The 22984-nt window shown below is 73.7% G+C and carries 22 protein-coding genes; 19 read left to right on the plus strand and 3 right to left on the minus strand.

The features are described from left to right. Positions 1–290 precede the first annotated feature (290 nt). From ABD832_RS21805 to ABD832_RS21830, 6 genes are read left to right on the plus strand one after another with little or no spacing between them, the layout of a single operon-like run. On the plus strand, positions 291–1703 hold the full coding sequence (locus ABD832_RS21805; protein ID WP_344898341.1) for an ATP-binding protein: 1413 nt from the start codon (positions 291–293) through the stop codon (positions 1701–1703). Beyond that, on the plus strand, positions 1700–2104 hold the full coding sequence (locus ABD832_RS21810; RefSeq protein WP_344898343.1) for a roadblock/LC7 domain-containing protein: 405 nt from the start codon (positions 1700–1702) through the stop codon (positions 2102–2104). Before ABD832_RS21805 ends, ABD832_RS21810 begins: the two co-directional genes overlap by 4 nt. Continuing rightward, positions 2101–2460 (plus strand): DUF742 domain-containing protein, encoded by a 360-nt coding sequence (locus ABD832_RS21815; protein ID WP_344898344.1) that lies wholly within the window; start codon positions 2101–2103, stop codon positions 2458–2460. Before ABD832_RS21810 ends, ABD832_RS21815 begins: the two co-directional genes overlap by 4 nt. Then, positions 2438–3049, plus strand: coding sequence for a GTP-binding protein (locus tag ABD832_RS21820; protein ID WP_344898345.1), 612 nt, complete (start codon positions 2438–2440; stop codon positions 3047–3049). Before ABD832_RS21815 ends, ABD832_RS21820 begins: the two co-directional genes overlap by 23 nt. Further along, on the plus strand, positions 3046–4422 hold the full coding sequence (locus ABD832_RS21825; protein WP_344898347.1) for a cytochrome P450: 1377 nt from the start codon (positions 3046–3048) through the stop codon (positions 4420–4422). The genes ABD832_RS21820 and ABD832_RS21825 overlap by 4 nt, the downstream gene beginning before the upstream one ends. Further along, positions 4320–5567 (plus strand): cytochrome P450 family protein, encoded by a 1248-nt coding sequence (locus ABD832_RS21830; protein WP_344898348.1) that lies wholly within the window; start codon positions 4320–4322, stop codon positions 5565–5567. Before ABD832_RS21825 ends, ABD832_RS21830 begins: the two co-directional genes overlap by 103 nt. A 181-nt stretch (positions 5568–5748) precedes the next feature. On the opposite strand, the gene ABD832_RS21835 is transcribed toward ABD832_RS21830, so the two are convergent. Next, the gene (locus ABD832_RS21835; RefSeq protein WP_344898350.1) at positions 5749–6393 is read right to left on the minus strand and encodes a class I SAM-dependent DNA methyltransferase; all 645 of its coding nucleotides are present in this window, start codon (positions 6391–6393) and stop codon (positions 5749–5751) included. Between the two features lie 214 nt (positions 6394–6607). On the opposite strand from ABD832_RS21835, the gene ABD832_RS21840 reads away from it, so the two are divergent. Continuing rightward, positions 6608–7357: a TetR/AcrR family transcriptional regulator gene (locus ABD832_RS21840; protein ID WP_344898351.1), complete on the plus strand. Its 750-nt coding sequence runs from the start codon at positions 6608–6610 to the stop codon at positions 7355–7357. Then, a complete protein-coding gene (locus tag ABD832_RS21845; protein ID WP_344898352.1) occupies positions 7354–9870 on the plus strand; it encodes a PEP/pyruvate-binding domain-containing protein in 2517 nt (838 codons plus the stop codon). The genes ABD832_RS21840 and ABD832_RS21845 overlap by 4 nt, the downstream gene beginning before the upstream one ends. Positions 9871–9951: 81 nt before the next feature. Here ABD832_RS21845 and ABD832_RS21850 read toward each other — a convergent pair whose 3' ends face one another. After that, the gene (locus ABD832_RS21850; protein ID WP_344898354.1) at positions 9952–10545 is read right to left on the minus strand and encodes a TetR/AcrR family transcriptional regulator; all 594 of its coding nucleotides are present in this window, start codon (positions 10543–10545) and stop codon (positions 9952–9954) included. Positions 10546–10636: 91 nt separating this feature from the next. Here ABD832_RS21850 and ABD832_RS21855 point away from each other — a divergent pair, with 91 nt between their 5' ends. Further along, positions 10637–13162 (plus strand): molybdopterin-dependent oxidoreductase, encoded by a 2526-nt coding sequence (locus tag ABD832_RS21855; RefSeq protein ID WP_344898355.1) that lies wholly within the window; start codon positions 10637–10639, stop codon positions 13160–13162. A 46-nt stretch (positions 13163–13208) separates the two neighbouring features. Further along, positions 13209–14138, plus strand: coding sequence for an FAD binding domain-containing protein (locus ABD832_RS21860; protein ID WP_344898357.1), 930 nt, complete (start codon positions 13209–13211; stop codon positions 14136–14138). 145 nt (positions 14139–14283) lie between these two features. Here ABD832_RS21860 and ABD832_RS21865 read toward each other — a convergent pair whose 3' ends face one another. Next, positions 14284–15150: an SDR family NAD(P)-dependent oxidoreductase gene (locus tag ABD832_RS21865; protein ID WP_344898358.1), complete on the minus strand. Its 867-nt coding sequence runs from the start codon at positions 15148–15150 to the stop codon at positions 14284–14286. 140 nt (positions 15151–15290) lie between these two features. Between ABD832_RS21865 and ABD832_RS21870 the strand changes: the two genes are divergently transcribed. From ABD832_RS21870 to ABD832_RS21910, 9 genes are all read left to right on the plus strand, one after another. Beyond that, on the plus strand, positions 15291–15719 hold the full coding sequence (locus ABD832_RS21870; protein ID WP_344898360.1) for a MarR family winged helix-turn-helix transcriptional regulator: 429 nt from the start codon (positions 15291–15293) through the stop codon (positions 15717–15719). A 375-nt stretch (positions 15720–16094) separates the two neighbouring features. Continuing rightward, positions 16095–16883, plus strand: a complete 789-nt coding sequence (locus tag ABD832_RS21875) for an SAM-dependent methyltransferase (RefSeq protein WP_344898361.1) — start codon at positions 16095–16097, stop codon at positions 16881–16883. A gap of 224 nt (positions 16884–17107) precedes the next feature. Beyond that, positions 17108–17635, plus strand: coding sequence for an O-acetyl-ADP-ribose deacetylase (locus ABD832_RS21880; protein WP_344898363.1), 528 nt, complete (start codon positions 17108–17110; stop codon positions 17633–17635). Between the two features lie 140 nt (positions 17636–17775). Then, the gene (locus ABD832_RS21885; protein WP_344898365.1) at positions 17776–18366 is read left to right on the plus strand and encodes a CGNR zinc finger domain-containing protein; all 591 of its coding nucleotides are present in this window, start codon (positions 17776–17778) and stop codon (positions 18364–18366) included. 19 nt (positions 18367–18385) lie between these two features. After that, positions 18386–18886, plus strand: a complete 501-nt coding sequence (locus tag ABD832_RS21890; protein WP_344898367.1) for a phosphatase domain-containing protein — start codon at positions 18386–18388, stop codon at positions 18884–18886. A gap of 449 nt (positions 18887–19335) precedes the next feature. Further along, on the plus strand, positions 19336–19671 hold the full coding sequence (locus ABD832_RS21895; protein ID WP_344898369.1) for a hypothetical protein: 336 nt from the start codon (positions 19336–19338) through the stop codon (positions 19669–19671). 260 nt (positions 19672–19931) lie between these two features. Further along, positions 19932–20558, plus strand: a complete 627-nt coding sequence (locus ABD832_RS21900) for a LysE family translocator (RefSeq protein WP_344898371.1) — start codon at positions 19932–19934, stop codon at positions 20556–20558. 186 nt (positions 20559–20744) lie between these two features. After that, positions 20745–21701 (plus strand): TauD/TfdA family dioxygenase, encoded by a 957-nt coding sequence (locus ABD832_RS21905; RefSeq protein WP_344898373.1) that lies wholly within the window; start codon positions 20745–20747, stop codon positions 21699–21701. A gap of 23 nt (positions 21702–21724) precedes the next feature. Continuing rightward, positions 21725–22978, plus strand: coding sequence for an ATP-grasp domain-containing protein (locus ABD832_RS21910; protein WP_344898375.1), 1254 nt, complete (start codon positions 21725–21727; stop codon positions 22976–22978). Positions 22979–22984: the final 6 nt, after the last annotated feature.

Below are 22984 nucleotides of genomic sequence, written 5' to 3' on the forward strand. Positions count from 1 at the left end.
CGTCACCTCCGATCCGCGCGGCGGACGGGCCCCGCGTCCGGCGCGGTCCGCCGCGTTCCCGCTCGCACACCCCCGACAGGATTCGGCTCTCAGGGTGTGCGTCCGCGGGCCGGTCGTCACCTCACGGTTCCGGCCGGCCCGCACCATCCGGAAAGGACCGGCACCATGACCGTCCCGGCCCCCGCCGGCGACGCCCGGCGGCTCCGCCCGAGCCGCCCCGCCTCGCCCCGGAGCCGGGCTCCCCTGCCTCGCGCGACCTCGCCCATCCCTATCCCGATCAAGAGGACCTGATGTCACAACCCCTGCCGGAGGTGCTGGCGGCCCTGCTCGCGCTGTGCCTGGTGGCCACCGCGGTGGTGGCGGTGCGCCAGTGGCGTGCCGCCAGAGCCCTGCGACGGCGGAACGACGAGCTGGCCGACCAGTTGCGCGCCCGCGACGAGGAGGCCCGCCACCTGGTCACGTCCCGCCTGCCCGCGCTGGCCGAGTCCCTCTCCCAGCCCTCGGTGGTGGTCCCGGGCCCCCTGCACGAGCACCTGGCCTCCACCGAGTACGGCCAGAACCTGCAGGCGACGATGCCGCTGCTGACGTACCACGTGCACTCCGCGCTGGCCCGCGCCGACCACGCGGCCCGCGCCACGCTGACGGCCACGATGCGGAGCCTGCAGAGCCTGGCCGGTGAGCAGCGCCGGGCCATCTCCGCCATGCAGAGCCGCCACGACCATCCCGACGTCCTGGCCGGGCTGCTGGAGATCGACCACACCAACGCCCAGTTCGGCCGGCGCGCCCAGGCGATCGCGGTGCTGTGCGGGTCCTGGCCGGGCCGGCAGCGTGGCGACGTCGCGCTGGAGACCGTGGCCCGCGGCGCGACCTCCCGCATCCGCGACTACCTGCGGGTCAAGACGTCCGCGCAGACCGACCGTGCGGTCGTGGGCCTGGCGGTCGAGCCCGTGGTGCTGGCCATGGCCGAGCTGCTGGACAACGCCACCCGCCACTCCGCGCCCGACACCGACGTCGAGGTCAGCATCGAGTCGGTGCACAACGGCGCCGTCATCGTGATCGACGACCGCGGCATCGGCATGCACGAGCAGGACAAGCAGCGCGCCACCCAGACCCTGTCCGGCGCCGACCCGGTGGACGTCACCCGGCTCGGCAACCCGCCGAAGATCGGTTTTCCCGCCGTCGGGACGCTCGCCCGGCGCTACGGCTTCCAGGTCACCGTGGACTCCCGATCCCCCTACGGAGGTGTGCGCGCCGTGGTGTTCCTGCCCAACGCGCTGCTGACCCACGCGGGCACGGGGACCGGCCCCTCCCTGCCGTCGTCCGCCTCGAACGCGGCCCTGCCCTCCCCCGCCCACGCATCCTCGCCCGCCCTGGCCCAGGCCCAGGCCCTGGTCCAGCCCCAGGCGTCGTCCTCGTCGGACCGGCACCCGACGGCCCGGCCGGCCGCCCACCCCGTCGCGCACCCCGTCGCGGGGCCGGCCGCGCAACCGGCAGCGGGCCCGGCCCCGGGATCGAACGGCTACCCCCAGCGCCGCCGCCTCGTCCCCGACGGCGACCTCCAGCAGAACGTCACCGCGCTCACCGCGCCCGCGGAGCCCGCGCGGTCGGCGGAACGCGCGGCCGCCGCCATGGGCGCGTTCCAGCGCGGGTCGGACGCCGCCCGCGCCTCCCACCCGATCGAGCACGAAGGAAACCGACAGTGAGCACAACGGACAGCTGGATGCTCAACGACATCGTGAACCTGCCCGAGGTCCGGCACGCGATCGTGCTGACCGCCGACGGGCTGCTGGACGCCCACTCGGCCGGGATCACCCGGGAGCAGGCCGAGGTGTACGCCGCCGCGGCGTCGGCGCTGCAGTCCCTCAGCCGCAACCTCGCCGGGCCGTGCCTGGGCGACCCGCGGACCTCCTGGCACCAGACCATGGTGGAGTTCGCCAACGGGTACGTGATCGTCATCGCCGCCGGGGCGGGTTCCTACCTCGCGGTGTCGTGCACCGGTGCGGCCGATCTGCAGGTGATCGCGTACCAGATGCACAAGACCGTCGACCAGCTGGGCCGGGAGATGACCAGCCCGCCCCGCAACGGCGTCACCACCTCGTCATGACGCCGGTCCCGCGCGACGACGACCTGGTGCGGCCCTATGTGGTGACCGGCGGCCGCGCCCACGCCCGCGTGCCCTTCGACCTGGTGACCCTGGTCGTCGCCGACGCGGCCTTCGGCGCGCCGGACCTGGGCACCAGCCCGGAGAAGCGCCGCCTGCTGGAGCTGTGCTGGGGCGGGGCGCTGTCGGTGGCGGAGATCGCCGCCTACCTGTCCCTGCCCGTCAGCGTCACCAAGGTGCTGCTCAGCGACCTGGCCGAGGCCGGTCAGATCAGCACCCGCGCTCCGGCCCCCGTCGTCCACGGTCCCGACATCCAACTTCTACAGGAGGTACTCGATGGGCTTCGCGCCCTGGTCTGAGCGTCCCCCGGGCGCCGTCTACCTCGGCGCCACGGTGCGGCGATCGGTGAAGATCCTCATCGTGGGGCACTTCGCCGTCGGCAAGACCACTCTGGTGGGCGCCCTGTCGGAGATCCCTCCGCTGCGCACCGAAGAGATCATGACGCAGAGCGGCGCCCTCGTCGACGACCTGGCGGACGTGCACGGCAAGAACACCACCACCGTGGCGCTGGACTTCGGCCGCCTGACCCTCAACGAGCACCTGGTGCTGTACCTGTTCGGCGCCCCCGGGCAGGAACGGTTCCGGCAGCTCTGGCACGACCTGGCCTACGGCGCGCTCGGCGCGCTGGTCCTGGCCGACACGCGCCGCCTGCAGGACTCCTTCCCGGTGATGGACCTGGTCGAGTCCCACGGCCTGCCGTACGCCGTGGCCGTCAACCACTTCGAGGACGCGCCCGCCCCCGACCTCGCGGCCCTGCGCGACGCGCTGGACCTGCTGGAGGAGACCCCCCTGGTGGTGTGCGACGCGCGCGACCGCGTCTCCGCGGGCAACGCCCTGATCACCCTCGTGCAGTACCTGCTCGACCGCGCCACCAAGGAGCTCGTGTGACCGCCCGCCGCCACCTCGCCACCCCCGCCGCGCCCGCGGCCGGCTCCGACCCGCCGGCCGCGTCCTGGCAGTGCGCGCCGCTGTACGGGCCCGAGTTCGCCGCCGACCCCCGCGGCGTCTACGCCCGGCTGCGCACGCTGGGACCGGTGGCCCCGGTCGAGCTGGCCCCCGGCGTGTACGCCTGGCTGGTCACCGACTACTACGCGGCCCTGGAGGTGCTGCGCAACCCGCACATCTACTCCAAGGACCCGCGCAACTGGCGCGCCCTGGCCACCGGCGAGGTCCCGGCCGACAGCCCGGTCATGCCGATGATGGGCTACCGGCCCAACGCGCTGTTCTCCGACGAGCCCGACCACGGCCGCTACCGCCAGGCGATCACCGACAGCCTGGCCCGGGTGGACCCGCACACCCTGTACGGCTTCATCACCCGTACCGCCGACCAGCTCATCGACGCCTTCGCCCCGCACGGGCGGGCCGACCTGCTGGCCGACTACGCCACGCCGCTGCCGGTGCTCATCTTCAACCAGCTGTTCGGGCAGGCCGACGACGCCGGTCCCCGGCTGGTCGCCGCGCTGGCCAAGATGTTCGAGGGCGGGGACGGCGCCGCCGAGGGCAACGAGCTGTTCACCCGGTACATGGTCGAGCTGATCACGCTCAAGCGCACCCGGCCGGGCTCGGACGTGACCTCCTGGCTGATGTCCCACCCGGCGGGGCTGAACGACGAGGAGATGATCCACCACTGCACGCTGATGATCGCCGCCGGCACCGAGCCGGTGACGAACCTGATCGGCAACGCGCTGCAGCTGCTGCTGTCCGACGACCGCTTCGCCGGTGACCTGTCCGGCGGCACCCTACCCGTGGACGCGGCCCTGGAGGAGGTCCTGTGGAAGGACCCGCCGATGGCCAACTACGCCGTCCACTACCCGCGTCACGACGTGAACCTGCGCGGCGTGCTGCTGCGCGCGGGCGACCCGGTGGTCATCAGCCTGGCGGCGGCCAACAACGACCCCGTCCTGAACCCGTCGCTGAACCGTGCCGGCAACCGCGCCCACCTGGCCTTCTCGGCGGGCCCGCACGCCTGCCCGGCCAAGGACCCGGCCCGTCTCATCGCCACCGCCGCCATCGAACGGCTCCTGGACCGCCTGCACGACGTGGAGCTGTCGGTGCCCGCCGCCGACCTGCGGTGGCGGCCGGGGCCGTTCCAGCGTGCCCTGACCTCCCTGCCCACGCACTTCACGCCCCTGCATCCCCTTTCCCTAGGAGACAGCTCATGGACGTCACAAGCGCCTGCCCATTCACCATCGACCCCACCGGTGCCGACATCCACGGCGAGGCCGCACGCCTCCGCGCCGCAGGCCCTGCGACACTGGTGACGCTCCCCGGCGGGGTCGAGGCGTGGGCGGTGACCGACCACGAGCTGCTGCGGCGGCTGCTCGGCGATCCGCGCGTCTCCAAGGACCCGCGCCGGCACTGGCCCGCCTTCAGGGAGGGCAAAATCACGCAGGACTGGCCGCTGTTCACCTGGGTGGCCGTCAACAACATGTTCACCGCCTACGGCTCCGACCACGCCCGGCTGCGCCGGCTGATCTCCCCGGCGTTCACCCCGCGCCGTACCGAGGCGCTGCGCCCGCGCGTCCGGCAGATCACCGACGAGCTGCTGGACGGCCTGGCCGCCGTCCCCGCCGGTCAGGTCGTGGACCTGCGCGACGCCTTCGCGTACCAGGTGCCGATGCGGGTCATCGCGGAGCTGTTCGGCCTGCCCGGGGAGTCGCACGGCGACATCCGCCGGGTCGTCGACAGCGTGTTCCACACCTCCGCCGACGTCGAGGAGGTGCTGGCCACCCAGCGCGACGCCTACGCCATCCTCACCGGCCTGGTCGCCGCCAAGCGGGAGAACCCCGGCGACGACATGACCAGCGACCTGATCACCGCGCGCGACGGGGAGGGCGACTCCCGGCTCAGCGAGGAGGAGCTCGTCGACACCCTCTTCCTGATGATCGCCGCCGGGCACGAGACCACCGTCAACCTCATCGACAACGCCCTGTACGCGTTGCTCACCCACCCCGACCAGCTCCGGCGCGTCCTGGCGGGCGAGAGCTCCTGGGCGGACGTGGTCGAGGAGGCGCTGCGCTGGCGGGCGCCCGTCGCCAGCCTGCCGCTGCGCTACGCCGTCAGCGACATCGTCCTGGACGAGTACGGCATCGTGATCGGCGAGGGCCAGCCGATCCTCGCCGGGTACGCCGGCGCCGGTCGCGACACGGCCGTGCACGGCGAGGACGCCGACCGGTTCGACGTCACCCGCCCGACCCGCCGCGAGCACCTGGCCTTCGGCTACGGCGCCCACTACTGCCTGGGCACCTCGCTGGCCCGGCTGGAGGCCGGTATCGCGCTGTCGTCGCTGTTCGACAGGTTCCCCGGCCTCACCTTCGCCGTCCCCGCCGAGGAGCTGCGACCGCTGGACTCCTTCATCGCCAACGGGCACCGCGAGCTGCCGGTCCTGCTGCACCCCGCCGCCTGACCCACGGCGTCCTTGAAGTCCCCGGTGTTCCCGGCGTCCTGGGCGCCGGGGTTCCGGCAGGTCCCGCCGCCCGGCCCGGGAACCGGCCGGTCACCGGTCACCGGGCGGCACGCGGCGGTGGAGGCGCCGCGTGCCGCCCGCCGATGACCGGGTCTCGACGACATCCTCGACGACGCCGGCGTCACCGCCGGGCGAGCAGATGCGCGTGCGGAAAGCCCCGTACCGGGTCCTCGCCGGGAGCCTGGATCAGCCGGGCCACCTCGGTGAGCCCGGCCTGCTCCAGCAGCCCGGCCACGTGGTCGGGCGAGTACCGGTAGGCCAGGGACACCTTGTGGTCGAACGCCTCGGCCGCCTCGGCGGGACGGTCGTGCGCCTGGAAGGACAGCAGCAGGTGGCCGCCGGGGGCGAGCACGCGGCGGAACTCGGCGAACGTCCGGGGAAGGTGCCCGGGCGGGGTGTGGATGATCGAGAAGCCGGCGAGGACCCCGGCCAGGGAGGCGTCCTCCACCCGCAGGTCCTCCATCGCCCCCACCTCGAAGCGGAGACCGGGATGGGCCTCGCGGGCGAGCGCGATCATCTCCGGTGACAGGTCGACGCCGAAGGCGGCCACGCCCAGGGAGTTCAGGTGCGCGGTGACGTGCCCGGGACCGCACCCCACGTCGGCCACCGGACCGCCACCGGCCGCCCTGACCCGGCCGGCGAGGACGGAGAGCATCGCGTGGCCGATCAGGTCGGTGGGGAAGTGCTCGCCGACCAGCTCGGCGTAGGGGACGGCCGCGGCGTCGTAGGCGGTACGGGTGGCGGCGAGGAAGTCCGGCTCGGTCATGGGCGACCATCCTAGATCGAGACGGTACCGGCGCCGGCCGCCGATCCGCCCTCACCACGGCTTCCCCAGGCGCGTCCCCCCTTCGCCACGGGCAGGCCCCGTCCGCGACACCGACCACGGCCCCGGACCCCCTGCCCGGCACCGCCGGACGTGTGCTATCAATTTAATGACCGGATAAGAAGATCTGGTCAAACTATTGAGAACGGCGGGGACCGTGGAACCGGAGAGCAGAAGGGCCGGGCGTCCCCCGCAGGACGCCGCGCACCGGCTCGCGCGGGCGCACCGCATCCTGGACGCCACCTGCGACCTCGTCCTGCGCTGGGGATACGACAAGACCACCGTCGAGGACATCGCCCAGCGGGCCGGGGTCGCCAAGGGCACGATCTACCTGCACTGGAAGACGCGCGAGGAGCTGTTCTCCGCGCTGCTGCGCCGCGAGCGGGTCGAGATGATCACCGAGGTGCGGCGGCGGATCACCGAGGGCCCCGGCACGCTCCGCGACCTGCTCGCCCTGCTCGCCGCCGAGCTGCTGGGCAGGCCCCTGATGCGGGCGAGCCTGCTGGGCGACTCGGCGGTGCTGGGCAGGCTCACCCGCCGCAAGCGGGAGGACCGGGCCGCCGAGGAGCTTGGCGGCGACTTCCGGACCTACCTCGGCACGCTGCGCGAGCACGGCGCGCTGCGCGGCGATCTCTCCCCCGCCGAGCAGGTGACCGTGCTCATCTCGGTGCTGTACGGGTTCCTGATCGTCTCGCAGATGATGCCGGACGAGTACCGCCCCTCCGACGAACGACTGGCGCAGCTGATCGCCGACGCCGCCGGCCGGGCGATGGAACCCGAGGGCCCGATCCCGGCCGGCGCCGCCCGCGCGGCGGCACGGGCCACCCTGGACTACGTCGACGCCGCCGTGGAGAGCGCGCAGCGGAAGCTGCGCGTCTCCCTCGGCAGTGAGGAGAGCGCGCGATGAGGATCCTCCCCCTGGACGACGAGGCGGCCGACCTCGCACTGACCGGCGGCAAGGGGGCCTCGCTGGCCCGGCTGGCCCGCGCCGGGCTGCCGGTCCCCGGCGGGTTCCACGTCACCACCGAGGCCTACCGCGACTTCGTCGCGCGCGACGGCCTGAACGAGCAGATCATGGAGGCCGTCTCCGGCGCCTCCCCGGACGAGGCCGCGCGGCGGATCGCGGCCCTGTTCGCCGCGCGGGAGATGCCCGCCGGGCTCGTCGCCGAGATCCGCGCGGCCCACGCCGGTCTCGGCGACGACGTGCCGGTCGCCGTACGGTCGTCGGCCACCGCCGAGGACCTGCCCGGGATGTCGTTCGCCGGGCAGCAGGACTCCTACCTCAACATCCGCGGCGACGCCCTGCCGGACGCGGTCAGGCGCTGCTGGGCCTCGCTCTGGACCGCCCGCGCCATCGCCTACCGGGTCTCGAACGGCGTCCCGCACGACGACGTCGCCCTGGCCGTGGTGGTCCAGAAACTCGTGGACGCCGACGCGGCGGGCGTGCTGTTCACCGCGAACCCGGTGACCGGGGCCCGCGACCAGGTGGTGATCAACGCCGCGTGGGGGCTGGGCGAGGCCGTCGTGGGCGGGCAGGTCACGCCCGACGTCGTCGTCGTGGGCGTGCCCGGGGGCGAGGTCGCCGAGGAGCGGATCGGCGACAAGACGGTCATGACGGTCCGCGTGCCCGGCGGTACCCGTGAGGAGCCGGTCCCCGGGGAGCTGCGCCGCCGTCCCGTCCTCGACCGGCCCCAGATCGCGGACCTGGCGCGGCTCGCGGCCAGGATCGAGGAGCTGTACGGGACGCCCATGGACGTGGAGTGGGCCAGGCGGGCGGGGGCGTTCCTCGTCCTGCAGGCCCGCCCGATCACCCGGCTCGGCCCGCAGGTCGAGGAGTGGAACGACAGCCTGACCGGCGACTACCTGTGGACCTCCGCCAACCTCGGTGAGGCCATCCCCGACGTGATGACGCCGTGCACGTGGTCGCTGGTGCGGCTCTTCATCGCGGAGGCGATGGCGGTCTCGCAGTTTCCCGGCTTCACGGTGGCGGGCAACATCGGCGGCCGCTTCTACATGAACCTGAGCGTCGTGTTCTCGGTGGCCCGCGCGATGGGCATGAGCCGCAGGCTCGGCACGATCGAGCAGGTCTTCGGCAGGTTGCCGGCCGGCCTGGAGGTGCCGCCGCTGCCCGTGTCCCGTCTGCGGATCGTCAGGATCGTGGTGCCGCTCGCGCTCACGATGCGCAGGCGGGTCGCGGCCGGCACCCGCGGGCTCCCGGGCTTCCTGGCCACGGCGCGGCGGCGCTGCGAGGCGCTGCGCGAGCGGGCCGCCACCGCCGCGACCACCGGCGAGCTGGCCGCGCTCTGGGAGTCGGAGCTGCTGCCGTACTTCGTCGAGGCCTGCCGGGCGCTGGAGGCCGCCGGACGCCAGGGAGGCACCGCCCTGGTCATGACCCGCCAGAGGCTGCACAGGCTGGCCGGGGAGAGGGACGCCGAGGCCATGCTCACCGGGGCGGGTGACGACGGGGAGCTGGCCAGCCTCGGCACGATCGTCGGGCTGGAACGGCTCGCCGCCGGGGAGATCGACCGGGAGACCTTCGCCCGCCTGTACGGGCACCGCGGCGCGCACGAGTTCGAGGTCTCCCGGCCCCGGCCCGGGGAGGACCCGGACTGGATCGACGCGCAGCTCGCGGCCCTCTCCACCGACGGCGGGCGTACCGCCCTGTTGTTCGAGCGCCGGCGCGAGGCGCGCGACGCGGCCTGGAGGCGCTTCGCGGAACGCCACCCCCGCAAGGTGGCCCGGACCCGTGAGCGCCTGGCGCGGTGGAACGCGATCGTCCGCGACCGGGAGGCGTCCCGCTCGGAGGTGATCCGTGCCTTCTGGGCGCTGCGCGCCTTCGTGCTGCGGGCCGGCGAGCTCACCGGCCACGGCGAGGACCTGTTCTTCCTGTCGATCCAGGAGATCCTCACCGTGCTGCGCGGTGACGAGGGGCCCCTGGCGAAGGTCGCCGTCCGGCGGGCGACCCACGAGCGGTACGCGGCGCTGCCCGTCTACCCCACGGTGATCGTCGGCAGGTTCGACCCGGTCCGCTGGGCCGCCGGCGCCGACCGGCGCGGCGACCTGTTCGACGCCCGTGGTCCCGTCACGCCGGTGAGCGAGACGGTGACCGGCTTCCCGGGCTCCCCCGGCGTCGTCGAGGGCGTGGCCCGCGTCCTGACGGGCCCCGAGGAGGGCGACCGGCTCGCACCCGGCGAGATCCTGGTGACGACGCTGACCAACATCGGCTGGACCCCGATGTTCCCCCGCGCCGCCGCCGTGGTGACCGACATGGGCGCTCCCCTGTCACACGCCTCGATCGTCGCCCGCGAGCTGGGCATCCCGGCGGTGGTCGGCACCGGGAACGCGACCATGCGCCTGCGCGACGGCGACCGGATCAGGGTCGACGGCGAGCGCGGCACGGTCGAGGTGCTGGCTCCCTGAGCCCTGCCCGGCCGGCCCGGGGCGGCACGGGGAAGCACGACGTGACGCGGACGTTCCGGCCGGGGACGACGTGCCCCGCGCTCACCGTGGTCGTTCGCCGGGCAGGTCCTGGAGCACGCTCCCCAGGGGGCCGGAGCCCTCTCCCACCGGGAGCAGGGCGTCGACGACGTCGCCGGGCCGGAGGCCCTTCTGCGTGAGGTGGCCGTTCACCGCGAGCTCGGCCAGGCCGTGCGCGGTGGCCAGCAGGGCCATGATCCGGGCGTGGGTCACCGTCGCGTCCCCGGCGGCCTCCAGGCCGAGCGCGGTCATCACCTGGTCGATCGCCTCCTCCAGCTCGGGGTGGTCGCCCGCGCCGAACACCGAGGCGAACACCAGCCGGTACTCCTGGCGGTGCTCGACGGCGTAGGCGATGTAGCTCAGGTAGAAGGCCCGCAGCCGGGCACGCCGGTCGCTCTCGCGCAGCACCTGTCCCGCGACGTGCACGCTGAGGTCGGTGATGACCCGTACGGCGAGCGCCGCCAGCAGCGCGGTCTTGTCGGCGAAGTGCCGGTAGGGGGCGGTGCGCGACAGGCCGGTCAGGTCGCCGACGGCGCGCAGCGTCACCGCGTCCAGGCCCTCCTCGCGCAGCAGCCGCAGCGCGCTCTCGACCAGGCGGGTCCTGGTGTCGTCGGCCACCCGATCCACCCCTCCCTCATGCTGTGTTGACAACGTCAACGTAGCTGGTTGACACTGTCAACATGAAGTTGACGACGTCAACCGGAGAGACATGAAGATCACCGTGAACGGTCTGCCCGCGACGGTGGACGCCTCCCCCGACGACCCCGTCGTGGACGTCCTGCGCGAGGGACTCGGCCTGACCGGCACCAAGGCGGCCTGCCGCACCGGCGTCTGCGGGGCGTGCACGGTCCTGGTGGACGGTGTCCCGCAGGTGAGCTGCCTGCTCCCGGCGGCCGTGCTGGAGGAGCACGAGATCACCACCGCCGAGGGGCTGGACCACCCCGTCCAGCGGGCGTTCGCGGCCCACGACGGCCTGCAGTGCGGTTACTGCACCCCCGGGTTCGCGGTGGAGGCGGCCGCCTTCGTGGACGCCTGGCGCGACGGTCACGGCGACACGGCACCGCCGCGCGAGCGGATCGCCGCGGCCCTGGCCGGTCACCTGTGCCGGTGCGGGGCCTACGAGGGGATCCTCGCGGCGGTCGCGGCCGCCTGCCGGGGCGAGCACGACGACCCCGCAGGCGCACCCGCCCGCGTGGAGGCGATGGAGAAGATCACCGGCCGGGCCCGCTACACCACCGACGTGCGCGAGGACGGCATGCTGGAGGGGGTCGTCATCCGCTCCACCGAGGCGCACGCCCGCGTCACCGGCGTCTCCGCGGACGCCGCCCACCTGGTCGACCTGCTCTCGGCCGACCGCGTCGTCCGCTACGCCGGCCAGCCCGTCGCCGCCGTCGCCGCCCCCACCCTGCGCGAGGCCCTGGCGATCGCGCGGGCCGCCCGGATCGGCTACGAACCGCTGCCGGCCGCCCTCGGCGACGGCGCCGCCGACCCGGGAGCCCCGCTCGTCTACGAGGACGAGGCCGCCCGCGGGCGTGCCCCCAGCTCCAGCGAGGGCGTGAGCCTGCCCGGTGCCTGGAACGGCAACGTGCGCGGCCCCTTCACCCGGGCGAGCTGGCGCGGGCGCACCGCCGTCAGGCGGATCGAGACCGCGCGCCGCGCCGGCGACCCCCGCCTGGTGAGCGGCACCTTCATCACCGCCGTGCAGGTGCACACCCCGATGGAGCCGCACGCCTGCGTCGCCCGCTGGGACGCGGGCGGCGACCTGCACCTGCACCTGTCCACCCAGACCGTCGGCATGGCCGCCGAGCAGGCCGCCAAGAGGTGGGACCTGCCCGTCTCCCGGGTGCACGTCGTCGCCGACCACGTCGGCGGCGGCTTCGGCGCCAAGAGCGGCGTCACCGTCGAGACGGTCGCCGCCGTCGAGCTCGCGCGGGCCTGCGGCGTCCCGGTGCGGGTGGTCTTCGGCCGCGCCGAGGAACTGACCGACGCGGGTGGCCGTCCCGGCAGCCGTACCGTTGTCGACCTGCTCGCCGACGACCGGGGGGACCTCGCCGCCCTGTCGGTGGACGTCCACGGGCGCGGTGGCGTGGCCGTCGGATCGGCCGTCGCGATGCTCGCCCGGCTCATGTACGGCACGGCGCCCCGGCGGTTGCGCGACCACGACGTGGTCACCAACGAGCCGCCCGGCGCCCCGTTCCGCGGCCCCGGCGGGGCGCCCCTGCTCTGGGCGCTGGAACAGGCGGTGGACGAGGCCGCCCACCGCCTCGGCGAGGACCCCGTCGCTTTGCGCCGCCGCTGGGACGGCAACCCCAAGCGGCGCGTCCTGTACGACGTGGCCGCCGCCCTGCCGCAGTGGACCGGCAGGCCGCGGACCGGCAGCGGGACGGGCCGCTTCCGCCGGGGCGTCGGGGTGGCCGCCGCCAACTGGCCCTACATCCTCGATCCGGGCACCGAGGTGGAGCTGCGCGTCGAGGGCGGCACGGTGGTGGCCGCCACCGCCACCCAGGACATCGGGACCGGCATCCGCAGCGTCATCGCGGCCGTCCTGGCCGAGGAGCTCGGCCTGCCGGCCGGGCGGATCCGCGTCGAGATCGGCAGGACGGGCACCGTGCACGGGCCGCCCTCCATCGGCAGCCGTACCACCACATCGGTCGCCCCGGCCGTCCGCGACGCGGCACGGCGCCTGCGGGAGGTGGGGCTGACCGACGGCGCCCGGGTCGTCGGCGGGCGCCGTCGCGACCGGCGCGGCTACCTGACCCCGGTCCCGGTGGGCGGGATGGCCCTCGGCCGGGGCTTCAGCGGGTCCGTCCACGTCACCGAGGTTGAGGTCGACACCCGGCTGGGCGTCGTCCGGCCGCTGCGGGTGTGGGCCGGCATGGCGGTGGGTCACGTCTACGCCGAGCGCCTGGCGCGCAACCAGTGCGAGGGCGGCGTCGTCCAGGGCATCGGCTACGCGCTGTACGAGGAACGCCTGGTCGACCCGGTGACCGGGACCGTGCTCACCACCGACCTGGACCGCTACCGCATCCCGGGCATCGGCGACACGCCCGAGATCACCGTGCACTTCCACCGGGACGGGTGGGACCACGTCAACGGCCGCGGCGTCGGCATCGGTGAGATCTCCACGATCGGCGTGGCCGCCTCGGTGGGCAACGCCGTGCACAACGCCACCGGCTGGCGTCCCCATGACCTGCCCATCCGCCCCGACCGGCTCCTCGAAGGGATCTCCCGTTGACCTCCTGCCCGCGGCCCGTCCGCGTCCTCACCCCGGGAGGCGTCCGATGAGCACGCTCACCGACCTCGAACAGGCCGCGCGGCGCGGCGGCGAGTTCCGCGCCGGCGGCACCGACCTGATGGGCCGCCGCGCGGCCGGGCCGCACGTGGACCTGCGCGGCCGGCCGGAACTGTCCGGTGTCACCCGGCTGCCGGACGGCTCGACCAGGATCGGCGCGCTGACCACGGTCGCCCGCATCGCCCGCGACGCCGGTCTCGGCGCGGACCATCCCTGCCTGACGCTGACCGCGGCCGCCCTGGCCACCCCCCAGATCCGGGAGGCGGCCACCGTCGGGGGCAACCTGCTGCAGCGCAACCGCTGCGCGTACTTCCGCACGCCCGTCCCCTCCTGTCACCAGAACGGCGGCGACCGCTGCCCGGCCCGGATCGGGCTCGCCCCGAACGCGGCGCTCGCCGAGACCGGCCCGTGCATCGCCCCGCACCCGTCCTCGCTCGCGGTGGCGCTGCTCGCCTGCGACGCCGTCGTCGAGGTCCACGGCCGCGACCCGTTCCCGCTCCCCGGCCTGTACGGGGACGGCTCGGACCCCTCCCGCGACCACCTGCTCGGCCCCGGGGAGATCCTCCGCGCGGTCGTCCTGCCGCCGCCGGTGCCGGGCGGGCGGGCCGCCTACCATCGGGCGATCTCCCGGGCCGAGGCCGAGTGGCCGGTGGTCGAGGTGGCGGCGCGGCTGGTCGTCGACGGCGGCCGGATCGTCCTCGCCAGGGTCGCCGCGGGGGGTGTCGCCCGCGTCCCGGTGCGCCTGCCCGGCGTCGAGGAGGCGCTCCTGGCCGGGGAGCCCCTCGAACGGGCGGCCGACAGGGCCGCGGACCGCCACGCCCCGGTGGCCCGCGGCCGTCACGGGCTCGCGCTGCTCACCGGAACCGTCCTGGAGGTCCTGGAGCGCGCCACCGGGCAGGCGGCGACCGGCGGCCGGTGAGCCGCGCTCGCCGTCCTACGGAGCCCCGCGGGGCTCCGCGAGATCCCCCGGGGCCCCCGAGGCCCGGGGAGACCGCAAGGCGCGGGAGGCGCGGGAGGCCCGGTGATCCGCCGCCCGGCCGCCGCACCCGTCGCGGGCTCCGCCGTCACGGACTCCGCCGGTACGCCGGCGGCTCCTGGCGTGCCTCCCGGGGCGATCCCTGGGGCGGCCCCTGGCGGTACATCCGCGGGGGCTTGTTGCCGGCGTACTGCCCGCCGTCGATCGGCAGCACCGTGCCGGTGACGAAGGACGACCGGTCGGAGCAGAGCCACACGACGGCGTCGGCGACCTCCCGGGCCTGGCCGACGCGGCGCATCGGGGTGGCCAGACCGGCCATCCGCTGGGCCTCCTCACCGGCCTCCCGCAGGCGGTGGGTGAGGATCGGCCCGGGGGCGACGACGTTGACCCGAAGTCCCTGGTCGGCGTAGTCGAGGGCCGCGACCTTGGTCAGGCCGACGATCCCGGCCTTGCCCGCCACGTAGGCGGCGAGGTTGGCGGTGCCCTGCAGCCCGGCGATCGAGGCCATGTTGACGATCGCGCCGCCACCGGAGCCGAGGATGGCCGGGATCTGGTACTTCATGCCGAGGAAGGTGCCGCGGACGTTGACGCGGATGCCCCGGTCGAAGTCGTCGGGGTCGATGTCGGCCAGCGGCGCGGGGAGCGGCCCGTCGGTGGCGTTGTTGAAGGCCGCGTCCAGGCGGCCGAACTCCTCCAGCGCGCACCGGACCAGCCGCTCGGACGAGCCGGCGTCGCCCACGTCGGTGGCCACCGCCACGGCCCGGCCGCCCTCGGCGCGGATGGAGTCGGCGACCGACCGCGTCGCCTCGAGGTCGCGGGCTCCCAGCACGACGGCGGCACCGGCGCGGGCGAAGGCCGCCGCGGTGACGGCGCCGATGCCCCGGCTCGCACCGGCCACCAGCGCGACCCGCCCCTCCAGCGGCCGGTCCCCCGCCGGGGAGGTCGGGGCGGTCATGGCGTGCTTCCCAGGTGAACGGTCATCGGTGCTCCCTGTCCGGGGGGTGGGTGGACGGCCGCGTTCCGGCGGCCTCCCCGAAAGATAGATGTCTAATGATTAGACGTCAAATGGTTAGACCGCGGTGTTATCCTGGCCGCATGCCGCCCCCTTCCGAGCCGCCGATCGGCCTCCGCCTGACCGGGGCGGCCAAGGCCGTGGGCCGCGCCTTCGACGAGGCGCTGGCCGAGGCGGGCGGTTCCCTGCCGGTGTGGCTGATCCTCATCTCCCTCAAGTCCCGGCGGCTGGGCAACCAGCGCGAGCTCGCCGACGCGGTCGGCATCCAGGGGGCCACGCTGACCCATCACCTCAACGCGATGGAGAGGGCCGGCCTGCTCACCCGCCGCCGCGACCCGGCCAACCGGCGCGCCCACGTGGTGGAGTTCACCGAGGAGGGGGAGGCGCTGTTCCACCGGTTGCGGCAGGCCGCCGTCTCCTTCGACCGGCGGCTCCGCGCGGGCCTGGACGAGGAGGACGCCGCCGCCTTCGAGCGGGTGCTCGCCACGATGGAACGCAACGTCGGGCGCTGACGGCCCGGCCCGGACGACCGGAGCCCGTCCCGCACGACCGGAGCAGCCGGGACGAGCAGGACGAGCAGGACGGCCGGGATGACCGGGACGACACCCGTGCGAGCCGGACGGGCGAGGGACGCGCCGCGCGCCGGATAACCGGAGGCGCGCCGGACACCCGCCCTGTTACCGTCGAGGGGATCCCGCCGGACGACGTCCGGCGACGAGCGTGGAGGAAGCCATGGCAGCCCGGGATTCGATACCGGGCCATCACGTCGCACCGGCCGTTCCGGCCCGGTGACGATCGCGTCCGACCCCTGAGCGGTGGTCGGCGAGCCTCGTGGTGCCCGGTGATGTCGCGATCATTTCGATGCACAGCACCGTAGGAGCCTTACCTTGTCACACGACACCTCGTCCGCGTGGTACGCGGACTTCTTCACCGAGCTTCCGAACGAGTTCTGGCGGCGCGCCGTGCCGCCGGAGGCCGCCGAGGCCGAGGCCGACTTCATCGAACGTCACCTCGGGCTGAGGCCCGCCTCCCGCATCCTGGACTCCCCCTGCGGCAGCGGTCGGCACACGCTGGCGCTCGCCGCGCGCGGTCACCGCGTGAGCGGGGTGGACATCTCGGCCGAGGCCATCGGGTACGCCCGGCGGGCCGCGGCCGAGGCCGGTCTCGACGTCGAGCTCGCCGTCGCCGACATGCGGGACGTCCCGCGTGACGGCTCGTTCGACGCCGCCGTCTGCATGGGCAACAGCTTCGGCTACCTGGACCTCGCGGGCGCCCGCGAGTTCGTCGCCGCGCTCGCCGCGGCGGTGCGGCCGGGCGGCGGCCTGGTGGTGGACTTCAACGCCGCCGCTGAGTCCGTCCTGCCGGGCTACCGGGGGGAGCCGCGCCACATGGAGGCGGGCGGCATCGTCGTGACCACGACGACCGGGTACGACGCCGCCCGCAGTGTCCTGCTCAGCAGGTACCACTTCCGCAGGGGTGCGGAGGAGTTCGAGTCGACCGCGCTGCACCACGTGTACACCAGCGCCCACCTGGGCGCGCTGCTCACCGAGGGCGGGTTCGTCGACGTCGGGTTGTTCGGCGGGCCGGACGACGCGCCCTTCGGGATCGGCTCGGGCCGGTTGCTGCTGACCGCGCGCCGGGCCGCGGGCCCGGGACCGGGACCGGCCAGGGCGTGAGCACCGGCCGCGGCGGGCGGTGCCGGGGCCCCCGCGCCCCACGCCCGCCGCGGCCGGATCGCCGTGAGAGCGTCCGCGAACGCGTTCCGTGAGCGCGTCCGCGGACGTGTCCGTGAGCGCGTTCGGTGAGCGCGTTCCGTGAACGCTGTCCGCGGACGCGTCCCGGAGGCCGCCGGGGACCGCTTCTGGGTGAGGGACGGGAGCTTCGGGGAAGGCCGTACCGCATGAGAGTCACACTGGTCCGCGGGGACATCACCGAGCAGGACGCCGACGCCGTCGTCAACGCCGCCAACTCCTCACTCCTGGGCGGCGGCGGGGTCGACGGGGCCATCCACCGGCGCGGCGGCCCGGCGATCCTGAGGGAGTGCCGCGAGCTGCGCGCCTCCCGCTACGGCGGCGGGCTGCCGACGGGGCAGGCCGTGGCCACCACCGCGGGCGACCTGCCGGCCCGCTGGGTCATCCACACCGTCGGGCCGGTGCACTCCTCCACCGAGGACCGGTCGGACCTGCTCGCCTCCTGCTACCGCGAGTCCCTGCGCGTCGCCGACGAGCTCGGCGCGGCCGTCGTCGCCTTCCCGGCCGTGTCCGCAGGGGTCTACGGCTGGCCCGTCGGCGACGCCGCCCGGATCGCGGTCGAGACCGTGCGCGCCACCGCGACCAAGGTGACCGACGTCCGGTTCGTCCTGTTCAACGAGGAGGCGTACACCGCCTTCGAACGGGCCCTCGGCACCGGGGAGAACGGGAGGTCCTGAGGAGCCCGTGGATTCGCGGGCTCCTGGCCCTGAGAAGCCCCGGGAATTTCCGGAGCTCCACGTCCGCGTCCCGTCGCTCCTACGCGACCCGTGTAAGGGTTATAGTTCGGTTTATTCGGTTACCGAGGCGGGGGAAGAGCGTGCGGATCTCCATCACCGACTACGCGGCCGGGGCGACCCTGGCCGGTGATCTGGCCAATACCTCGCCCACCGTGCAGACGGTGACGGGCGAGGCCCTGCCGACCCCCGAGACGTTGACGGAGTTCCTCACGGGGCACGGGCTGCGGCTCGACGCCATGGCCGGCGGACGGATGCCGTCCGGCGACGACGTCCGCGAAATCCACCTGCTGCGCCGGGAGGTACGCGGCGTCGTGGAGACCGAGACGGAGGATCAGGCCGTCGCGGGCGGCGCCGTGCTGGCCGGACGGGCGGGACTCAGGCCCGTGCTGCAGCGTGACCCCGGCGGGCGGTGGCAGTGGTACGTCCCGACCAGGCCGGACGCGCCGCTGGCCGAGGAACTGGCCGCGTTCGTCGGCATCGGGCTGCTCGGCGCCGTCCGGGCACTCGGGCACGGCCGGTTCCGCGCCTGCGCCGCCCCGGGCTGCCGCGGGGTGTTCGTCGACATCAGCCGTGGGGGGCGTCGCGTCTACTGCAGGCCGGACGTGTGCGGTAACCGGATCAATGTCGCCAATCACCGCGAAAGACGACGGCTTGGCAGCGCCGCTCACTGAAGGACATCAGGAGAACCCCGTGAACGACCCCGTGAACGGCACGACGGCCCGTCCGCCGGGCGGCCCGCCGCTCGCCGGCGCCTTCCGGCTCCCCGACGGCACCTGGATCCGCGGCCGCGGCCTTCGCCGCCCCCCACCGGAGGGGCCCGTCCCCGACTTCGGCCTCTACCTGGGCTCCGACCGGCTCCGCCGTCGCCACGAGGGCGGGCTGACGTGGCCGCACGAATGGATCCGGTGGTCCGACTTCCTGCTGCCCCGCGACCGCGACGCGGCCGTGGAGCAGATCCGCGCGCTGTACGAGCGAGCGCGGGCGGGCGCCGCGGTGGAGGTCGCCTGCGGGGGCGGCGTCGGCCGCACCGGCACGGTCGTCGCGTGCCTGGCCGTCCTGGCCGGTCTCGACCCGGCCGACGCCGTCGCCTGGGCACGTGAGCACCACCACCGCCGGGCCGTCGAAACCCCCTGGCAGCGCCGCTGGGTGCTGCGCTTCCCACCGCCCGTCCACCCGGAGCCACGCGACTAGACCGTGTCGTCACGGCGCCACCGGCGCCACCGGCGTCACGGCGTCACCGGCGTCACGGCGTCACCGGCGTCACGGCCACATCGGCGGATCGACGGGTCGGCATGCGCTCGATAAGCGGGGTCATCTGGGAGTATTCACTCCGTGGTCACCGTGTGATCACCGTCCGGTACGCATATCCCGGCCGCCGGAAAACGGCGAATCACCGTCGGCCGGATAAGCGGACACGGGAGGCGATTCATCGCGGACCGAATTCGCGTCTCGGGCATATACCCGTCCCACTCCGGCCCCTCCGCCCTGGTCAGCGCCCCTCCCCCATTAATCCCGACATCTCATATTTAAACCGGAAATTTCTACAAAGTTCGATGCGGCTACCTTCACCGATCCCGACGTAATCGCCATATGCTGCCGTGCCGCTATCTGTGCCAAGAATCCTCCCGTATCGTTGTGGCGTGACGGCAGAGAAGAGACGCCAGCACGACCAGGAGTTTCACGACGGGGCCGGCCGGATCGCCAGGGAGACCCGGCGGCTCATCTCCCAGGTGGCCCGCGAAACGGGTGTCAGCGAGGACGCGCTGAGAGAGTCGGTCGCCGGCGACCTCGGCGACCGGCACCCGGTGCCCGGTACCGGACCGCAGACGTCCGGGCCCGGAGGAACGACCCACGGGCATCCCGAGCCCACCGGACGTCCCGGGCCCACCGGGCACCTCGACAACACCGGGCATCCGGAGCACGCGCCTCCGGAGCCGCCACCGGCCCCGCGCCTGATGGGGGGATGCGTCATCTGACAGGACGCCCACGGCCTCGGCCGTATCCGTGAGGACGGCGCCCGAGCCGGTCCGGGACGCGACCGCGTCCACCGGCCCGCGAGCGCGTCCGGATACGCACCGAGGCACATCTCGTCACACGCCGGGGTTCTCGCACGGGCACGGTCCTTCCTTCCCGCCCGCCGGAGAACCCCGGCGTCTCCCTGCCCGCAGCGGGGAGGCCACGACCCGGACACGCCGGCGTGTCACGCTCGGCACGCCGGCCTCACGAAGAAGGTTTCATGATCAGCATTCACGCCCTCGTCGGTATCGCGACGGTGGCCTTCGGGATGGTCATCTCACCGGGCCCCAACATGATCTATCTGATCTCGCGGACCCTGACCCAGGGGCGCCGGGCCGGGTTCATCTCGCTGCTCGGTGTCGCGGTCGGCTTCCTCGTCTACATGGCCGCGACCGCGGCGGGGCTCTCCACGATCTTCGCCCTCGTCCCGCAGCTCTTCACCGCCATCAAGATCGCGGGAGCCGCGTACCTGCTCTGGCTGGCCTGGCAGGCGGTCCGGCCGGGCGGGCAGTCGGTCTTCACCCCGAAGGACCTGCCCGAGGACCCTCCGCGCAAGCTCTTCACGATGGGGCTGGTCACCAACCTCCTCAATCCCAAGATCGCCATTCTCTACATCTCGCTGCTCCCGCAGTTCGTCGACCCCGAGCGCGGCAACGTCGCGGCGCAGAGCCTGATTTTGGGGCTCACCCAGATCTGCGTGGCCCTGACCATCAACGGCATGATCGTGCTCACCGCGGGCTCCGTGGCCGGCTTCCTGACCGGACGGCCGTTCTGGATCCGCGTCCAGCGCTACCTGATGGGCACGGTCCTGGCCGGGCTCGCCCTCAGCATCGCCGTGGACCGCTGACCTGCCGCCGGGCGCCCCGTCCGGGCGCCCGGCACCACGACATCTAGCGGCCTGGCCGCTTTAGGACTTCCTGAGACAGTTGTCCCATCTCATCGCAGTCAGCATCGTCTAGTCATGGATCCGGCGATCGACGAAGAACGTCTCGCCTGAGCGACTCGGGCACCGCTGACTGATGGGACCCCTTCGATGACATCCTCAATTCGGCTCACTCACCACCGCCTGGAGGACGGAACTCGTGATCTGCTCGGTAAGGAGATCACCGAGCGCGTCACCGCGGCAGAGCTGGAACCGGACGCGGACGAGGCCATCCTCGCCCGTATCGGCGCGCAGGCACTGAGCCGCTACCTGGCCGGGGAGATCCTGCACGGCATCCACATGTTCTCGGTGACGGCCCGCCACGCGCTCCTCCTGCAGAACCTGCCCACCCAGAGGTTCCCCGCCACCCCGGTGAACGGGTTCGGCACGGAGACCGAACTGGCCGTGATCAACGCCCTCCACTTCGGGCTCGTCCAGCTCCTCGGGATCACACCGTTCGCGGTGAACTACGAGAACGACGGACGGCTGATCCGCAACGTGATCCCCAACCCGGCCGCGTCCGGCACCGCCAGCTCGTGGGGAGCGGACTCCGAGTTCTTCTGGCACACCGACAACCCCCACCTGCCCTTCGGTGACGCGGGCGCGAACCCGCGCCTGTACGTCCCGCGCTACCTGACCTTCTACGCGGTACGCAACGAGGAACGGGTACCGACCGAGCTCGCGGCCATGGAGGACGCCGTCGGCCGGCTCGACGAGCTCACGCAGCGCCGGCTCCAGTCCCCCTCGTACGAGGTGAGCCCTCCGGCGTCGAACGACGCGGGGGCGGCGGGGGCGTGCCCGCTGAGCGACACCGCGCTGCTGGAGCAGAGCTCGGAGGGGCTGCGGGTCCGCTACGACCGCGGCACGACCAGGGCACGCACCGCCGAGGCGGGCGCCGCGCTCCAGACCTGGTCCGACACGCTGGCGACCATGCCGTCGAAGGAACTCTGCCTGGAGCCCGGCGACTTCATGATCTTCGACAACTACCGGGTGCTGCACCGCCGGAAGGCGTTCCGGCCGATGCCGCCCCAGAACGCGCGCTGGCTGCGCCGCTGCTACGCGAGCTGACGACAGAACCGAGGAGATGGAGCATGGGAATGTTTCGAGTGGCGATGATCGGTGGCCGGCCCGCCCCGGTGACGGGTGCGAAGGAACTGGGCATCGACGTGGTGCTCGTCCACCAGGAGGGCATGTACGACCCGGCGATCGCGGCGCACTGCGAGCGGATCGTGCACGCGCCCATCGACGACGGCCCGGCGATCCTCGAGGTCCTGCGGCCGCTTCACGAGGAACGCCCCTTCGACCGGGTGCTCACCACCACCGAACCCGCGGGCGAGTCGACCGGGTACGTGGTGGACGCGCTGGGCCTGCCGGGGGTCACCGAGGCGACGGCCCGCGCCCTGAGGGACAAGACGCTGACCCGCAAGCTGCTCGCCGAGCACGACCTCAGCCCGGTGCGCTACCGGACGCTGAACAGCGCCGAGGACGCCACGGAGTTCCTGGAGTCGGTCGGCGGCCCCATCGTCATCAAGCCGATCGACGGCGCCGCCAGCCTGCACATCCACGTCGCCACGGGCACCGACGAGGCGGTGCTGGCGTGGAAGCACCTCCAGGAGGCGGGGATCACGTCGGCGATCGGCGAGGAGTTCCTGGAGGGACCGGTCGTCAGCGTCGACTCCTTCTCCCACGCCGGCCGGCACCTGCCCATCGGGTACTCCGAGTACCGGATGAACGACCGTTTCGTCGAGTGGGAGGTCAGCACGCCGAGCCGGGTCGCCGCACCCTACCTCGACCAGCTCCGTGAGCTGACCCCCAGATTGCTGGACGCCGTCGGCCTCACCGAGGGGCCCTCGCACAGCGAGTTCGTCCTCACCCCCGACGGCCCGCGGGTGCTGGAGTCCCACGCCCGGCTGGCCGGAAGCGGCGCGCCCGAGCTGGTCAGGCGCGCCTTCGGCCTGGACCTGGCACGGATGATGCTCACCGTCCCGCTGGGGATCGACGAGCTGCCGCTCACCTCCCCCGAGCCGATCAGGGGCGCGGCCGTGAGGTTCTTCACCCCCGACCCCGGCAGGATCGCGTCGATCACCGTCGACGAGGACATCCCGGCCGTGGTCAGGCGCATGAAGCCGGGCGAGGTGCCGAACGTCTTCCTGCCGTACCTGGAGACGCTGCTGGACGTCGAGGTGGGAGCGGTCGTCATCAAGAACGAGGGCGACGAGGTGCCCCCGCTGCTGACGGTCGCCGACTGCACCTCCGGGTACGTGATCGCCTCCGGACGCGACGCCGCCGACGCGGTGGCCAAGTGCGACGCGGTCAACGACATGATCCGGTTCGAGATCGCCTGACCCGGA

The sequence above is a fragment of the Streptosporangium longisporum genome (genome assembly GCF_039534895.1).
Lineage (GTDB): Bacteria > Actinomycetota > Actinomycetes > Streptosporangiales > Streptosporangiaceae > Streptosporangium > Streptosporangium longisporum.

Bases quoted from the DNA above. Each gene is read 5' to 3' on its own strand.
- ABD832_RS21905 (WP_344898373.1), top strand. From the start codon at position 20,745: ATGACATCCTCAATTCGGCTCACTCACCACCGCCTGGAGGACGGAACT.
- ABD832_RS21900 (WP_344898371.1), top strand. From the start codon at position 19,932: ATGATCAGCATTCACGCCCTCGTCGGTATCGCGACGGTGGCCTTCGGG.
- ABD832_RS21880 (WP_344898363.1), top strand. From the start codon at position 17,108: ATGAGAGTCACACTGGTCCGCGGGGACATCACCGAGCAGGACGCCGAC.
- ABD832_RS21910 (WP_344898375.1), top strand. From the start codon at position 21,725: ATGGGAATGTTTCGAGTGGCGATGATCGGTGGCCGGCCCGCCCCGGTG.
- ABD832_RS21865 (WP_344898358.1), bottom strand. From the start codon at position 15,150: ATGACCGCCCCGACCTCCCCGGCGGGGGACCGGCCGCTGGAGGGGCGG.
- ABD832_RS21805 (WP_344898341.1), top strand. From the start codon at position 291: ATGTCACAACCCCTGCCGGAGGTGCTGGCGGCCCTGCTCGCGCTGTGC.
- ABD832_RS21870 (WP_344898360.1), top strand. From the start codon at position 15,291: ATGCCGCCCCCTTCCGAGCCGCCGATCGGCCTCCGCCTGACCGGGGCG.
- ABD832_RS21845 (WP_344898352.1), top strand. From the start codon at position 7,354: ATGAGGATCCTCCCCCTGGACGACGAGGCGGCCGACCTCGCACTGACC.
- ABD832_RS21820 (WP_344898345.1), top strand. From the start codon at position 2,438: ATGGGCTTCGCGCCCTGGTCTGAGCGTCCCCCGGGCGCCGTCTACCTC.
- ABD832_RS21860 (WP_344898357.1), top strand. From the start codon at position 13,209: ATGAGCACGCTCACCGACCTCGAACAGGCCGCGCGGCGCGGCGGCGAG.
- ABD832_RS21815 (WP_344898344.1), top strand. From the start codon at position 2,101: ATGACGCCGGTCCCGCGCGACGACGACCTGGTGCGGCCCTATGTGGTG.
- ABD832_RS21855 (WP_344898355.1), top strand. From the start codon at position 10,637: ATGAAGATCACCGTGAACGGTCTGCCCGCGACGGTGGACGCCTCCCCC.
- ABD832_RS21830 (WP_344898348.1), top strand. From the start codon at position 4,320: ATGGACGTCACAAGCGCCTGCCCATTCACCATCGACCCCACCGGTGCC.
- ABD832_RS21835 (WP_344898350.1), bottom strand. From the start codon at position 6,393: ATGACCGAGCCGGACTTCCTCGCCGCCACCCGTACCGCCTACGACGCC.